The following is a 17150-nucleotide window of genomic DNA, read 5'->3' on the forward strand; positions in this document are numbered from 1 at the left end:
GATTCGTCGATGGCGGACAAAAAAATTTCTAGCAACGAGAAAGTTCTTTACTGCTCGTTTTGCGGCAAAGGCCAGCATGAAGTCAAAAAACTGATTGCCGGCCCATCAGTCTTTATTTGTGATGAATGTATTGATTTATGCAACGATATCATTCGTGAGGAGCTGGCTGGGGCGATTAGCGAAGCTGGCTTGTCTAAATCGGACTTGCCAAGCCCGAAAGAAATCAGTGAAATACTTGATCAATATGTGATTGGACAAGTGCGCGCGAAAAAAATTCTCGCGGTGGCCGTCTACAATCACTATAAAAGACTGAAACATATTGATAAAAAAGACGAAGTTGAGCTTGCCAAGAGCAATATTTTGCTGGTCGGTCCGACTGGCTCAGGCAAAACTTTGTTGGCCCAAACGCTGGCGCGCTTATTGAATGTGCCGTTTGTAATGGCCGATGCAACGACGCTGACAGAAGCGGGTTATGTCGGCGAGGATGTGGAAAATATCATCCAAAAATTATTACAAAACTGTAATTACGAAGTCGAAAAAGCCCAAAAAGGTATTGTCTATATTGATGAGATCGACAAAATTAGCCGTAAATCGGCTAATCCATCGATTACCCGCGATGTATCCGGCGAGGGTGTGCAGCAGGCTTTGCTAAAACTCATTGAAGGAACGATGGCGTCGGTGCCGCCACAAGGCGGACGTAAGCATCCCAATCAGGATTTTATTCAGGTTGATACGACCAATATTTTATTTATCTGCGGTGGTGCTTTCGATGGGCTTGAAAAAGTGATTATCGACCGTACCGAAAAGACGGGGATTGGCTTTGGCGCTACCCTCAAAAGCAGCCAAGAACGTGATGCTGGCGAAGTACTGCTTGAAGTTGAACCGGAAGATTTGATTAAATTTGGCTTGATTCCAGAGTTGATTGGCCGTTTGCCGGTCGTGGCGACGCTGAGCAAACTGGATGAAGAGGCGCTTGTCAAAATTCTCGTCGAGCCGAAAAACGCGGTGATTAAGCAATATCATAAACTTTTTGCGATGGAGAATGTCGTACTCGAGATCCGGCCCGCTGCGTTACAAGCGATTGCTCGTAAAGCGATTCGCCGTAAAACAGGCGCGCGTGGACTGCGTTCGATTTTAGAACAGGTGTTACTCGATACAATGTATGAATTACCAATGACCAAAGGTGTGAGCAAAGTCATTATTGATGAAAATATGATTGCAGGTGAGGGTAAGCCTCTGTTGATTTATGAGGAGCCGCAATCCTTGGTTGCCAACCAAAGCGCCGGCTAAGACAGTCACCACGCTCTATTTGTAAAAATGGCTCAATTGATTTTACCTATAGGAAAATAAAATGCCAGGAATCCAACTCCTTTCATCGGAGCCCATCCTGTTACCGTTGCTACCATTGCGAGATGTAGTCGTGTTTCCGCATATGGTGATTCCGTTATTTGTTGGGCGTCCCAAATCCATTAAAGCGCTAGATGCTGCGATGGAAAGCGGCAAGCAGATCATGCTGGTGGCGCAAAAAACGGCAGGCAAAGATGAGCCGACAGCGCATGATATGTATGAGATTGGTTGTGTCGCGCATATTCTGCAAATGCTGAAGCTGCCCGATGGCACCGTCAAAGTGCTGGTCGAAGGGCTGCAACGCGCGAAGGTGCTGTCAATTGAAGAGCAAGATGCACAATTTTTTTGCACCCTGCAACCGCTTGAGCCGGATCAGGCCGAAAGCACGCAGACCGAGGCTTTGCGGCGTGCGTTGATCTCGCAGTTTGAGCAGTATGTGAAACTAAACAAAAAGGTGCCGCCTGAAATCCTCACGTCGCTGGCTGATATTGAGGAAGCCGGCCGCCTAGTGGATACGATTGCCGCTCATCTACCGCTTAAGCTCGAGCAAAAACAACGCACCCTCGAAATGTTTTCAGTGTTTGAGCGGCTTGAGCATTTACTGGCGCAGTTGGAAGCAGAAATCGACATCTTGCAGGTAGAAAAGCGCATTCGTGGGCGCGTCAAGCGCCAGATGGAAAAAAGCCAGCGCGAATACTACCTGAATGAACAGGTCAAAGCGATTCAAAAAGAATTAGGCGAGGGCGAAGAGGGCGCCGATCTTGAAGAAATTGATAAGCGCATTACGGCTGCGCGCATGCCCAAAGAAGCTAAAAAGAAAGCTCTGGGCGAGCTCAAAAAACTGAAGTTGATGTCGCCGATGTCGGCGGAAGCAACGGTTGTGCGTAACTATATCGATACGCTGATTAACTTACCGTGGCGTAAAAAAAGTAAAGTCGATAATAATTTGCCTCATGCTGAAAAAGTGCTTGATGAAGACCACTACGGACTTGAGAAAGTCAAAGAGCGGATTCTTGAGTATCTTGCAGTGCAACAGCGTGTTGATAAAGTGAAAGCGCCGATTCTATGCTTGGTGGGACCGCCAGGAGTCGGTAAGACTTCGCTCGGCCAATCGATCGCGCGCGCGACCAATCGCAAATTTGTCCGTATGGCTTTAGGTGGCGTGCGTGATGAAGCAGAAATTCGCGGTCACCGGCGCACGTATATTGGCTCGATGCCGGGCAAAATTTTACAAAGTTTAGCCAAGGTCGGCGTGCGTAACCCCTTATTCTTGCTAGATGAAGTTGACAAGATGGGGATGGACTTTCGGGGCGATCCTTCATCGGCGTTGCTCGAGGTGCTAGACCCTGAGCAGAATCACACCTTTGCCGATCATTACGTTGAAGTTGATTTTGATCTGTCTGATGTGATGTTTGTGGCAACCTCTAACTCGCTAAATATTCCGCCGCCGTTGCTTGACCGGATGGAAGTCATTCGCCTCTCCGGTTATACGGAAGATGAGAAAATCAACATTGCACGACGCTATCTGGTACCTAAGCAAAAACGCAATAATGGTCTACAGAACGGCGAGTTTGAGCTAGCTGAAGAAGGCGTGCGCGACATTATCCGTTACTACACTCGAGAGGCGGGCGTGCGTTCGCTCGAGCGCGAGATCTCAAAAATTTGCCGTAAGGTAGTCAAGATCTTGCTGCTACAAAAAGAGCTTGAAAAAACCGCAGGTACCATCGCGGTCGATAGCAGTAACCTCAGTACTTTCCTAGGCGTGCGCAAATATGATTTTGGCCTAGCGGCGAAAGAAAACCAAATTGGCCAAGTAACGGGCTTAGCCTGGACCGAGGTCGGTGGTGATCTGCTGACCATTGAGGCTGCGGTGATGCCTGGTAAAGGCCTGGTGTTGCGTACCGGTTCACTCGGCGACGTGATGAAAGAGTCGGTTGAGGCCGCTCGTTCAGTGGTGCGCTCGCGTGCACGGCGCCTGGGCATAACGGATGATTTTTTTGAAAAAAAAGATATTCATATTCACGTGCCTGAGGGCGCTACACCTAAGGATGGGCCATCGGCGGGGGTGGCCATGGCAACCGCACTGGTCTCGGTGCTTACGGGCATTGCGGTGCGTGCAGACGTGGCGATGACCGGTGAGATTACGCTGCGCGGTGAAGTTTTGCCGATTGGCGGGCTCAAAGAAAAACTGCTCGCAGCTCACCGTGGCGGCATTAAACTGGTGCTCATTCCAGAAGACAATGTGAAGGATTTGGCCGAGATTCCAGACAATGTGAAAAGCCACATTGAAATTGTGCCGGTACGCTGGTTTGAGAAAGTGCTTGAACTGGCGCTTGAACGTGTGCCAACGGCACGGCCGGAAGAGGAACTGAAAACTGAACCTCTAAAGGAAGTGCCGTTGCCTACGGCAGTCGCGCAAGCGGTGGTTAAGCATTAAGTTTGAAAATAACTCAAACTTCTTGTGATTTTCCTGCCTTGCGGTACTGGTCAGCGTAAACAGAATGCGGTAAACTCTTGGTTTTTAGCAAGACAGACTCAGAAACTGAGTTGCAGCACGTCTTGCTATAGTCTTAGTCACCGATGGTATTGGGTGCTTAGCTCAGTTGGTAGAGCGGAGCCCTTACAAGGCTTAGGTCGGGAGTTCGAGCCTCTCAGCACCCACCAATTCCATCGGCACTCGCATTTAGAATGACTCGCCCTGAAGTTCTTGCCGGGCAAAATTATCCCATTTTTGATCCTTGCTTCTCTACTCTTTGACTTCTATGTTCGATTTCATTCGCAATCACAAACGTCTCATGCTGCTTCTATTGGCTTTGCTTATTGTGCCGGGCCTTGGCCTGGTCGGTGTGCAGGGGTTCCGTGGGTTTTTTGACACGAGCGCGAATGTAGCCGATGTCGGTGGCTCCAGGATCACGCGGCAAGAATACGATACGCTGCTCAATGAGCAGCTCGAGCGGATGCGCGAGATGTTTGGTGGTGCGGTTGATATGGCGGCAGTCGATACGCCTGTCTTGCGTCAAATTCTGCTAGACAATCTGATTCAGCAACGTTTACTGGCTCATGAAGCACGGCGTCAGCACCTGAGTGCCTCTGATGATGCGGTGCGTCAAACGATTCTGGGCATCCCGGCGCTTGAACCACTCCGCAAACCGGATGGCTCGATCGATACCGACAAATACCGTGAACTGCTGGCGACCCAGGGGATGACGCCTGAGCAATTTGATGCTCGCGTGCGTCAGGGTTTGGCGATCGCTCAAATCGGCGATAGCATTGAAGCGAGCGCTTTAATGCCTAAGAGCTCGGCCCAACAACTGGCTAATTTGTCGATGCAGCAGCGCGAAGTGCGAGAATTGGCTTTTCATCCACTTGACTATAGTGTGAAAGTGCAGCCGACTGCGGAACAGTTAACGCAGTACTATGATGCGCATCAACAAGAATTTGCCACACCGGAAACCGCTACAGTAAACTACGCGATCTTAAGCGCCGATCTAATTGCGACAACGATTACACCGAGCGAAGACGAGCTTAAACAGGCCTATCAAGATAACCTGGCAGCGTATCAAACGCCTAAACAGGTTCGTGCAAGCCATATCCTGATCACCGTACCTAAAGAAGAAGCTAAAGCGGACGACGCCAAAGCGGATGTAAAAACGGCCGCCAGCGCTGCTGCCAAAGCACATGCCACGGCGCGCGAAAAAGCTAAAGCAAAAGCTGAAGCACTGCTGGCACAGTTACGCCAGCAGCCCGCTCAATTTGCTGATATTGCGCGTAAGGAATCTCAAGATCCGGGCTCTGCAACCAGAGGTGGGGACCTTGGGTATTTTGGCCCAGGCATGATGGTCAAACCATTTGAAGCGGCAGCGTTTAAGCTTAAGTCAAATGAAATAAGCGGTCTAGTGCAATCGGATTTTGGCTATCACATTATCCAGGTCACGGACATTAAGCCGGCATTGACTCAACCCTTTGATAAAGTCAAAGAGACGCTGTTCAACGATCTGAAAAAGCAGCAGGCTGCGCAGCGCTTTGCGGCGGCTGTTGAGCAATTTTCAAATATCGTCTATGAACAGACGGATAGCCTGACGCCCGCTGCCGAGAAGTTTAATTTAGTGGTGCAAAAGGCCACTCTGACAAAGCAAACTACGCCAGCGCTGTCAGCGGTTCCTGCCTTAGCTAATCCAAAATTTCTGGCCGCAGTCTTTGACCACGAAGTGCTCAAGGGCAAACATAATACGGCGGCGATTGATGTTGGCGACAATACCTTAATCGCGGCTCATGTGACTGAGCATAAACCTGCATCCGTGCTGCCGTTTGAGGCGGTTAAGCAGAGCGTGCAGCAAAAAGTCGTGCTGCTGCAAGCAGCAGAATTAGCTCGCAAAGCCGGAGAAGAGAAACTGGCCAGTTTGCGGCAATCGAAGTCAATAGAGGGATTTTCACCGGTGGTTAAGCTCTCACGTGCCGGCATACAAGGCTTAACGCCTACGGCCGTGAACGCCATCTTCAAGGCGGATGCTCAGCAATTGCCGCACTATGTGAGCGCCATACTAGATGGTGGTATTTATGCAATCTATCGTGTCGAGTCGCTCACTACGCCGCCGGCGATTGAGCCTCAAAGGCTGACCGCTTTGCAGCAGCAACTTGCACAGCTGACCGGGCAACTTGAACTCAACGCGTATCTTGCCTCACTGCGCACGCGCTCAAAAGTCAAAATATATGAAGTAGAAAAAGCGGCCGCTAGCGAATAGAGCGGCGGTCTCTGCGAGGAGGCTTGAAGCCTCTAACACGCAGTACTATCTTGATATGTCTGCCTTCCCTCTATGTGGGAAGGCTTTTTTTGTGCGAGATAAGATAAGCGCTAAAAGCGTGTAGGGGAGAGCGCCATCATCGTCTCTGCGTCGAGTTCGCCGGCGCGTCCCGTCAGTTTATCCGCGAGCGCTTTAGCCGTTCCACAAGCCAGCGCCCAGCCTACTGGCCCATGGGCGAGGTTCACCCAAAGTCGTGGATGAGCGGTGGCCCCCACCAGTGGGAAGCCATCGGGCGATAGCAGCCGTTTGCCATCCCAATAGCTGCCAGCAGACAATTTAATCACTCCCGGCAGCCAATCATGCACGGCATGCGCCACTTTAGCGAGTGCTTGTTGGCGCAGTTTTGGATCGGACCTCGATGGTGTTTGATGACGATGATTTCTGATCATCGCACCTGCAATCCGTAAGCGGTTATTGAACCGTACCATGGTAATGTGCCGTACCGTATCAACCATCGTCAGATGAGGGGCGCGCTCTTCATAGGCAATCGGAGCAGTGATGGCGTGCAACTGCATCAGTTGTAGCGGCAAATGCACGCCAGCGTGGGCGAGCAAGGGCAAGCTGCCGGCTCCGGCCGCCACGACAATCGCATCCGCGGTCAGGGTTTCAAGCTCATGCATAGGCCATGTGCTTGAGTCACCTTCAAAACGGCGATGCGGTGGTTCGAGTTCAACCTGCGCCCGCGTAGGGTCAATGCTTACAACGGTGCGGCCAAGCAAAAAGCGTACCCCAGCTTCCTCAAGGACTTGCTTAAGCTGCTTGGCAAAAAGAGGGCAATTTGCACTGCGATCATCGGGTAATAAGATACCCCCCGCGAGTGGCTGCTGGGGCGGGATAGAGGGCTCTGCACTGTAACATTCATCAGCCTTGAGCACCTGGTACGAATGTTCGTGTTGGGTTAAAAATGATAGCGCCGGGGCCACTCTTTTAAGCTCAGAGGCCTGACGGAATAAATGCAAAACACCGGTTCTTTGTTCAAATTCAAACGCATGGCGCGCTTCAATTTCTGCCAGCGTCATAGAGGATAGATCGATCAGTGGCTTGAGGCGAGTGTAGTGCGCTAAACGCTGCTCAGCGCTAGGTTGCTTGAAAAAGCGGCGGACCCAACTGCAGCCCAACATACTTTTAGTAACACGCATGCGCGTAGATTCTCCACCTAACCATGCGGGCCATGAGCTAAACGAAAGCGCTGGGCCAAACCAGGTATCAAGCGGTGTCGGTAAGACGACGCCGCCATGGCCAAAACTCGCTTTTTGAGCAACTGTAGTGTGTCGTTCAATCACGCAAACACGGTGGCCGGCAGCATGCAAACAATAAGCCGTTGTCATGCCGGCAATGCCAGCACCAATCACAATAATATCCATAGGTTGAGATTATAGGCGGTCCAAGCGTAGCGCGCGGGCGATTAATGCACGTGTTGATGAATCGTGTGCCGGATTCACTTTTTGAGCGATTAAATCATGTTCAATCACGGCGCTCAACTGCTTGCCAAGCTCCACGCCCCACTGATCAAATGGGTTGATCTTCCAAATCGTGGCTTGTACCAGTGTTTTATGCTCATACAGAGCAATTAATGCCCCCAACGTACGCGGAGTGAGTGCGTCAATCATCATCGTATTGCTGGGTCGATTACCCGGAAACAGCAAATGAGGCATAAATGCTGCTCTATCTGACCCTGCGCCTGGTTGTGCTGTTTGAGTGCGGCCAAGCATCAGCGCCTGGCTTTGCGCAAAGCAATTGGCGAGTAGTTGAGTATGGTGGCCGGCAAGGGTATGCTCAGCGGTGAGTGAGATGATGAAATCAACCGGTACCATCGTAGAGCCCTGATGCAACATCTGGAAAAATGCATGTTGCCCGTTGGTCCCGGTGTCGCCCCATAGTACTGGAGCCGTTTCATAATTGGCGGGGAGCCCATCTAAACACACGGACTTGCCATTACTTTCCATCTCTAGCTGTTGCAAATAAGCGGGTAAATAACGTAAGGCAATGGAATAGGGCGCAATTAAATAGCTCGGTGCGCCAAAAAAATTTCGATACCAAATACCGAGCAAAGCCAAAATAGTAGGCAAATTGTGTCTCAGCGGGGCTTCACGAAAATGCTGATCCATCTGCGCCGCGCCTGCCAGCAGTTCAGCAAAATGCATCGGTCCAAGGTAGAGCAGAGCCGACAAGCCCACGGCTGACCAGAGTGAGTAGCGGCCTCCTACCCAGTCCCAGATTTTAAAGACACATTCTGGTGCGATACCCAATTGAACGGCTCTAGCTGGGTCGGCAGAAACGCCTACCAAATGCTGTCCAAGCTTAGCTTTGGGCACACCGTGGCTGAGCAACCAACTGCGCAATGAGTGCGCGTTGGTCATGGTCTCAAGCGTGGTAAAGGTCTTTGAGACAATGATGGCAAGGGTTGTCGCCGGATCAATTTGGGCCAGTACGTGTTGTAAATCTGCTCCATCAATGTTTGAGACAAAATGCATCGATAGTTTAGGGCTGCCTAGCGGCTGCAGTGCATGACAGACCATTTTAGGCCCCAGGTCTGAACCACCAATGCCAATATTGACAATAGATTGAATCGGTTTGCCAGTATGCCCAAGCCATTGCTGGCGACGGACTTGATCGGCAAAAGCGACCATTCGATGCCACTCTTGCTGAATCTCTGCCGCATAAGGTGCATTCGAATCGGTGGCGCGTAGGGAGGTGTGTAAAGCCGCGCGTGCTTCAGTCGGATTGACGATATCACCGGCAAACATGGCGTCACGCGCCGCAGGAACCCCCGCCTCATGAGCCAGTTGCACGAGTAGTTTGAGCGTTTCATCGGTGATGCGATTTTTTGAGAAATCAAGCGTGATGCCACTGCTCTCAAGCGTAAAACGTTGTGCTCGAGTGGGGGCAAGATCGTTTGCCGCAGCAAACCAATCGCGCATTTGCTGGTTGCAAATAGTCGTGTAATGCGCTTTAAGTGAGGCCCAAGCGGCAAGTGATGTTAGGGACATTGTAATTGGATAAATGCCAGTCAAAAAATGAAGTGTTTTAGCTAAATATTCTATACCACATAGCATATAGATGTGCAAAGTCAGGCTTCGCTAAAGCCATGTCCTTATACACCACTCAAAGGGCCTGATTTTGGCGCGCCCAGCGGAGTCCGTGTACAAAGGTAGCAATCTGCTGTCTCGAATTCTGATGCTGCCCAACTCATCTCTTCACCCCCTTTCGGTTCATTAAAACCATATTAAAAATTAAGGGCAATTGAGAGAGATTTTTACAAAATATATGATAAATAATCATAAATAAAAAACATTATTTGAATAAATCAAAAAATAGCCGAATAAAGTTATCCATATTTCGCAAACCAATCCAAATGTATGATAAATCGGTACGCTATTTTAATTAATAAATTTTATTTGGCGATTTTAAAATAATCTCTTACACTTATTTATCATTCGTTACTAAACGGGGTATTAACAATGTTTAAACCCATTAATGCAGTATCGATTCAAAAAACTCAGCCTATTCAACAGGCACTCATCCCCGCCAACTCTAGCTCTAGCGAACCTACGCGAGCTACCCCTGAGACGGAAAAAGAGACTCTCCCGGCAAATACGACTCAGCCCAATTCAGCCACTGCGCCAAGCCGCCGCAAGCCGCCTCCCAACGCTCATCTATCCGACACGATCTTAAATCAAACCGTGCGCGAGGCTCTCCAAGCTCGGTTGGGCAAGACAATTCAACCCAGCCCCCAGCGACAGAGCGGCCTCACCATACGGATGATTCTCAATAAAGTCACAGGAGGGATGCCATCTCAGCCCGATCAAATTGTTAAGATCGCAGGACAGCCTGCAGAAATGGCATACGCCTATGCCAACGATACCCCCTACTGGGGGTACAGTTTTCTCAACAGTAACCGCATTGTATTGACAACGGGTACGCCTATTTTTGGCGCTGACGGCGGTCTTGAATCACTATGTGTATCCGAAGGCCAGATTACGATCCGCTATGGCACGCAGCTCAAGTCATTTAAACAACTGGATTTAATTGCCGGCACGATCAACATAGAAGGCGAAATACAAGCGAATAAAATTCACTTGCTGAGCGGAGCTAACCAAGTCAATTATACCAACGGCGCCTGGACAAATGCCTATCCAGCTGGCCCGCAGCCACTCGATCAAAAGCCCAGTCGAGGTGGGCTGACTTTGACCCAACAGGCCAAAGTATGCGCTGATAGCGAGCTCTCGCTTTCAAGCTCAGGTTGTTTACTCAATCAGGGTACATTAGAAACAAAAGGAGATATTTCACTTAAGGCGAGATCCCTAGAGAATCACGCAAGCGCTTTGATCGACGGACGATTTCTAACGCTGACACTACACGATCAGCTCAAAAACCGCGGGGTAATCCAAGGCAGCGCTGTGGTTATTGATACGCAGCACCTTATCAATGATGGCACCGAGGATACGGACGAGCATCAAGCTGGTGCAATATTGGCGCGCCGCCAGCTTACCATCGGAGCGCAGACGCTACATAACCAAGAACATGGCTTAGTGCATAGCGATGGCGAATTGGCAATCGGCGGTACCCTCAATGCCCAGGGCAAAGCAAAAGGTTCAGTACAGAGCCTAACCAATGCCACATCTTCTACGATTGAGTCTAGAGGGAAGCTCTTGATTCACGCTAAACATTTGGACAATCCAAATGGGCAAATCACAGCGAGTTCGGATCTTGTTCTGAACAATCAAACGCTCAACAATATGTGGGGCCATATAGAAGTCAATGGAGATCAAAGCGTATTGGATGTACAAGCAAATACGCTTGACAATACCTCAGGCCGACTCATTCATACCGGTACAGGGCAGGCTCAGATTGTAGCTCACGATTCGATTGTAAACCGCAATTCTGAAAGGGTAAAAGGGGCAGGTTCAATCAGTGGTAAAGGCCCTGTTACCATCACCGCTCCTCAAATATCAAATGATGAGGGGGGGACATTTTTTTCGAACCAATCGCTCAAAATAAAAGCTGCCATCCTTTTGGAAAATCAAGGCACCTTGCACGGTAGGGATCACGTCTGGATCGAGGCTGGAGGGATACGCAACGGTGTAAGTCAAGAGCCTGAGGAGTCTGAAGAACCTGAAATGGCTCTATTGAGCGCATTGACTCAATTAACTAACCAATTAAGCAGGATGATACAAGAGTCTCTTCTGCCGAATGAGTTTAAGAAACTCGAGTATTTGATTACTGGCAATACGATTTCAATAAGCGCGCATGATGGCTTGATCAATACAAATGCCGTGATCTTCGCACAAAACAGCCTCGAGATCGGTGTCAAGAGCCTTAACAATTTCGAACAAAGTGTGCTCTATAGTGGCGGTAATCTGGCTATTGGCGGTCAGCTTGATACTCAACTCAAAGTAAAGGGCGTCAGTGAACATGTTTTCAATTATGGATCAACGATAGATGCGCTAGGCGACCTTGTGATCAATTCAGAAACGTTGCTCAATGCAAACAGGAAGTTCAAGACTAAAGAACAGGTCATCGAAGAGCGAGAAATACACGAATGTCATGATCAGCATACCAACCAACGCTACGATGGATCTCAAATCGGATGGCATGGTGACGTAGGGGGCCTTTACCGAGTGCACCACTCCGGTACAGAAGTGTTTTGTTTTACTAACTATAACTTTACCCGTCGTGTGTCAACGACCGTGGTCACGCACAGCGAACCCGGTAAAATTCAAGCGGGTGGGGCGATCCGCTTATCGGGAGCGGTCATTAATGATAAAAGCCGGATTATTGCAGGGGGAGCGCTCAGTGACCCCGAAGGTGGACCAGCTCAGATTGATAACCGTGATGCCAACGGTCAGCGTGTCACGACCGATCAGGGAACATCGCAATGGTCAGACAGAGACTGGCATGGTGGCATGTTCAGTCGGGGCTGGACTCGTGATTGGAGCGGGCACGTACCCTACCATCCCGCTCCGGTGATAGAACACCACAATCTGAATGTAGCCGTCTATCAACAACACACCGCGGTTGACCAGCAAGCGCCCTCTACAGCGCTAGTGTTGAGCACCTCTGCCCTAACCAGCAGCAGCCCTTTCTTAAATAGTGGCTTACAGCACTTTCAGTTCGATCCTGATCGAGCGTATCTAATTCAAACCGATCCCCGTTTTACGCGTAACAGCGATACCGTTTCTAGCAATTTCTTGCTGAATTTACTCAATCTAGACCCCCAACGCGTCCCCAAGCGCTTAGGGGATGGCTTTTATGAACAGCAACTGATTCGCGATCAAATTATTGGTTTGACAGGTCACTATTATCTATCCGGTTATCGAAACCCAATTGCTGAATTCAAAGCGTTAATGCATAGAGGCGCGAACTGGGCCAAACAGCACCATCTAATACTGGGCATAGAGCCCACGCCGCAGCAAATTGCCGCCTTAAGCGCGAGCCCAGTCTGGCTGGTGAACCAAAGCGTTAAATTACCCGACGGCTCAGAACAGACGGTCCTGACGCCCAAAGTCTATCTCGCTAAAAGAGATGCCAGTCCAGTTCCGCTGGGCGGCTCGCTGATTTCAGCCAACGCCATTGAACTGCACAGCGATCGCCCATTTAAAAATGCCGGCACGATGATCAGCCGCGGCAAGATGGCTCTCACTGCACGCAATATTGATAACCAGCGCGGCGCAATTGTCAGCTTGGACACCCTATCGATGCAGGCGAGCCATAACATCGATAGCCGCGCTGGCCAGTTGATTGCCGTCAAAAAAATGACTTTAAAAGCCGGACAGAATCTTCACCTGCAGAGCCAAACCCATACGACCCATGCAGCCAGTGGTAGCCAGACAATGCTGGATGGCGTCACCGAAGTTCGAGCCAAGCAATTGGACGCGTATGCCGAGTCGGATATTCATTTGGCCGCGACTCAAATCAAGGTGGCTGAAAACGCCCGTTTAGAAGCTAGAGGTGACCTCACACTAGGTACCGCCACGGTAGGTGCTCAGCACCAATTAGCCTGGGACGAACGCAATGACTTAAGCCTAAGCAGAAAAACAGAAATCGGCACGCAAATTGAAACGGGCGGTTCACTTGAACTTAAGGCGGGTCGGGATATCCATGCGGCTGGCGCTTATGTGAATGCTGGAAAAGGACTTTCTGTCAAAGCGGATCGAGATATTAACGTGGAGGCAGCCTATGAAGAGACGGATTTTGAGGAATCTCATTATCATGAATCGAGCACTGTATTCTCTTCTTCGAGTGAATTAACGCAAAACAAACTGTATAGAAAACAAGCATTGAGCAGTACCTTATCCGGGGGCACGGTACAGATAGAAGCCGGACATGACCTGAATATCATGGGCTCAAACGTGATCGGGATGCACGATGTGGATCTCCATGCAGCCAACAATATCAAGCAAAAAGCTGTCGAGCAGGCTGAGAGAGGCCAGCACTATTCCGTTAAAGAACGCTCAGGCTTATTAGATAGCGGGAAATTCGGAGTGACGGTGGGCACGCGGACACAAAAAGACGCTCAAGAAAATGAGCACACGCCCCAGATGGGCTCGGTGATAGGCAGCGTATCTGGCCATGTTAGAGCCGTTGCCGGCCATGAATACGAGCAAAGCGGCAGTCAGCTGGTTGTGCCGACAGGCGATATCCAGATTCAAGCGGGCAAGGCCAAGATCGATGCGGCCTATGAGCAGGGCCGGGTCTGGCAGCGTAGTGAATGGCAGCAATCGGGTTTGACGGTTTCGGTCAGTGCGCCCGTGCTTGCAGCGGCGCAAACGAATCAGCAGATGTTGCAGGCCAGTACCCAGGTCGGTGATCCACGGATGCAGGCGTTGGCGGCAGGCGCAGGTGCACTGGCGATGAAAAATGCCTACGATGCGATCCAGGCGGATCCCAAAGCGGTGGGTGGCGCGACAGTGAGCGCCATGATTGGCGAAGATCGTTATGAAACAGAGCAGACGCAGCTGAGCAAGACGGCGCTGAACAGCACACTGGCGGCAGGTGGGAATATATCGATCCAGGTCAGTGGATTAGGAGAAGAGTCCACGCTGGATCTGATTGGTGCCCGCATAGAAGCCAAACAGGATATTACGCTTAACGTAGAAGGTCGACTGAATGTGGAAGCTGCGCCGAATAGCTTGATTGAGCAGAGTCAGCAGCAGAGCCGGAGTTTTGCAGTGGGGATGGCAACAACGCTTGGCCGCCAGAACTCAGTGGGGGCCTCGCTGGCGGTGAGCGTTGGGCATGGCCATGCAGATGGAGCGCAACTCAGCTATACGCCAACCTTGATCCAAGCGGGTGGCAAGCTGACGCTCAAGGCACAAAGCGATGTGCGCCTAAAAGGCGCGCAGATGGCTGGAGAGCAGGTTAAAGCGCAGATTGAGGGGGATCTTGAAATAGAAAGTGTGCAAAACACGGCGACTTACCATAGCCACTCTCAAAATATCAGTGGCAGCGTAACAGCAGGTCCTGTCTCAGCGGCCAGCCTGCATTTCTCGCAACGTAGGATGGACAGTCATTATCTGAGCGTGGAGGAACAGGTGGGGATTCAGGCGGGAGAGGGAGGTTTTCAGATAACCGTTAAGGGTGATACGAAGCTTGTCGGTGGCGTGATTGCAGGGGCTGAACAGGCAGTGCGGGCAGGGAGGAACACCCTGATGACAGGAACCCTGCAACAGACTGATCTGACGAATCAAGCGAGCTATGATGCAAGCAGTATCAGTTTAGGTGGAGGGTACAGTCAAAGTGGCAAAGGGGTGGGCTCGAAGCAATCAGGAGAAGTGACAACGCCTGCTCATAGCGGCAATCAGCTGGCGAGCCGGGGTGGCATGAGTGCTGCGATACCGATTGTGATGAGTGCCTCTGGTCAGGCGCAGTCCACAACCCGCAGTGCGATTAGTGGTGCGGAGATTGTGATTACGGATGAGGCCCGGCAAATGGAACTGACGGGGCACAGTGCGGCAGAGACAATTGCAGACCTAAACCGTCATCCGGCACAGAGTCATCAAACGTTAGCGCCGATTTTTAACCGGGCTGAGATTGAGGCTAGCTTTGATATCGTCAATGCATTAGGTCGGGAAGCGGGTACCTTTATCGTCAATAGAGCCCGGGAAGCGGATCATAAGATTGAGCGGGCCAAAAATATAGAGACGCTGGCCAATGATGAGTTCATGCCTGTAGCGCAGCAGCAGGAATTGCTGGAAACCGCGGCTGAGTTACGGGCGCAGGCGCAGACCTTGAATAAGCAATGGGGAGCAGGAGGCACCTACCGTCGCATCGTCACTGCGCTGACGGCAGCGGCATCGGGCAATGTGACTGGGACGACCGCGCAATTCACCCAGGCAGCAGCGCTCAACTACTTGCAAAGCCTCGGTGCCGAAAAAATCAAGTATATTGCAGATAGCCTGCATGATGAAACGGTGCGTGCCGCCCTGCATGGGGCATTGGCTTATGGCGGCGCAGTCGCACGGGGGCAATCGGGTGGCTCAGCGGCCTTGGGCGCGAGTGCAAGTGTATTGGTGAATACTCTGCTAGGTCCTGTAGAAGGCGTGTCTGAAGAGGAGAAAGACGCGCGTAAGAATATAGTCACTAGCCTAGTGGCGGGGCTTGCGGATGCAGGAGGGGTTGATGCGACATCCGCGCAGCATGCGGCGCAGATTGAAACAGAAAATAATGCCATGGTGCTGGCAGCACCGTTAGTGGTAACCCCACCTGGACTCGCTTTATTAGGCTTATTAGGCGCAGTGGCTGCAGGTGCGGTGGTGACGAAAGGAGCCATGGATTTTTATGAAGAGTATAAAAAGCGGGCAACAAATACCGAGCAGCCTGGAGAGGACGGTAATCAGTTAGTGCAACCGCCTCCGCCGCCGATGATAACGCTGATAGAACCAGAGCAGCCGCCCCATCTTCCCGGCATGGCATGGCATCAGGATGAAGAAGTGCGGCTTGAAGGCATGCCTAATCAATCTGGAGAGCATATCGTTCAGCCTTTGATAACACCAAATCAATCTGGAGAATATACGGTAACGCCTTTGATAACGCCGATTGCTGAAGCGCCGGGGAAACTCGAGAATGTGCTTTTTAGCGAAAATAATAATAGTCGAAAGAACGTTCTAGATAAACCTTTACTTAATTATGCGCCTACTCCTAAACACGATAAATTAGTTGGATGGGGAAGTAGAATGGATCTGAGTGATGCAGAAGCAAAGGAAGTGTTGGACAATTCAATTCAAAGCGGTAAGCAAAGATATGGATTGCGTAATGGGCAGATGTATGAGTTTCAGCCAGATAACGTGGGCGGATGGCATGGCTACCCTATTCAAGGAGCTGGGATTCCCGTCGATGTGCTTCGGCAATTCTCTGCCCAAGGTTTTATTAGCAAACCTGAATACAAGAAATTACTTAAAGGAAAATGATGTACAAGCTCGACTTGAAGATTACAAAGCTAGACCCTAGCCAATATATTGACCCCCCTTCTGAAGACGAAGTGTATGCAGATATTTCCCTCGACGTTTTATTAGATGAAGGGAAAATATTTAATATATTCAAAATTAGATGGGATGTAATGTGCTTATTGAAATGGATTATTGAGAACAAGGAGTCTATTATTTCTGAACCTCCATTGAATTTAATTAAGAGTGATTTTTCAATTGCATATGGAATTTGGAATTTTTATGATCTGGCCGATCTAGATAATGTGAGAGATTCAGACATGGATTTGGTATTCGATTATAAAACTCGCCACGGATTAATATTTGCTTTGCGCGGAGTTGACATAAATAATGTCTATATTGGTCAGGCAGTCAAAGGTTATGAAATATCGTACTCCAATGACAATAATCATTGGTCTTATATGGTAGATTTGCCGGAATTTATCACATCTGTTGAAAATTATTATACAAAACTAAAAAATGAACAATCATGACGGAGATCTCTAACAGCCAATGTAACACAGGGCAAATAGCGCAGAACAAATTGAAGGGAAAAATACTCAGCAAGTACAACCTG

7 protein-coding genes and 1 tRNA gene are annotated in these 17150 nt (G+C 50.0%); 6 read left to right on the forward strand and 2 right to left on the reverse strand.

The window, feature by feature from the left end:
- The first annotated feature begins 9 nt into the window (after nucleotides 1-9).
- The 4 genes from clpX (at nucleotide 10) to KMZ15_RS03740 (ending at nucleotide 6089) form a co-directional block, all read left to right on the forward strand.
- Complete coding sequence (clpX, locus tag KMZ15_RS03725; protein WP_223694335.1) at nucleotides 10-1290, forward strand: ATP-dependent Clp protease ATP-binding subunit ClpX; 1281 nt, start codon at nucleotides 10-12, stop codon at nucleotides 1288-1290.
- 61 nt (nucleotides 1291-1351) lie between these two features.
- Nucleotides 1352-3784 carry an endopeptidase La gene (lon, locus tag KMZ15_RS03730; RefSeq protein ID WP_223694337.1) on the forward strand — a complete coding sequence of 811 codons (2433 nt, stop codon included), beginning with the start codon at nucleotides 1352-1354 and terminating at the stop codon, nucleotides 3782-3784.
- A gap of 151 nt (nucleotides 3785-3935) precedes the next feature.
- A tRNA-Val gene (locus tag KMZ15_RS03735) sits at nucleotides 3936-4011 on the forward strand.
- A 98-nt stretch (nucleotides 4012-4109) separates the two neighbouring features.
- Nucleotides 4110-6089 (forward strand): SurA N-terminal domain-containing protein, encoded by a 1980-nt coding sequence (locus KMZ15_RS03740; protein ID WP_223694340.1) that lies wholly within the window; start codon nucleotides 4110-4112, stop codon nucleotides 6087-6089.
- Nucleotides 6090-6199: 110 nt separating this feature from the next.
- Here the strand turns inward: KMZ15_RS03740 and KMZ15_RS03745 are convergent, their stop codons facing one another.
- Both KMZ15_RS03745 and pgi read right to left on the reverse strand, forming a co-directional pair.
- A complete protein-coding gene (locus tag KMZ15_RS03745) occupies nucleotides 6200-7513 on the reverse strand; it encodes an FAD-dependent oxidoreductase (RefSeq protein ID WP_223694342.1) in 1314 nt (437 codons plus the stop codon).
- Between the two features lie 9 nt (nucleotides 7514-7522).
- On the reverse strand, nucleotides 7523-9139 hold the full coding sequence (pgi, locus tag KMZ15_RS03750) for a glucose-6-phosphate isomerase (protein ID WP_223694344.1): 1617 nt from the start codon (nucleotides 9137-9139) through the stop codon (nucleotides 7523-7525).
- Between the two features lie 471 nt (nucleotides 9140-9610).
- Between pgi and KMZ15_RS03755 the strand changes: the two genes are divergently transcribed.
- On the forward strand, nucleotides 9611-16558 hold the full coding sequence (locus KMZ15_RS03755; protein WP_223694346.1) for a hemagglutinin repeat-containing protein: 6948 nt from the start codon (nucleotides 9611-9613) through the stop codon (nucleotides 16556-16558).
- A complete protein-coding gene (locus KMZ15_RS03760) occupies nucleotides 16555-17067 on the forward strand; it encodes a hypothetical protein (RefSeq protein WP_258134764.1) in 513 nt (170 codons plus the stop codon). Before KMZ15_RS03755 ends, KMZ15_RS03760 begins: the two co-directional genes overlap by 4 nt.
- The last annotated feature ends 83 nt before the right edge of the window (nucleotides 17068-17150 follow it).

Source organism: Mycoavidus sp. HKI (genome assembly GCF_020023735.2).
GTDB lineage: Bacteria > Pseudomonadota > Gammaproteobacteria > Burkholderiales > Burkholderiaceae > Mycoavidus.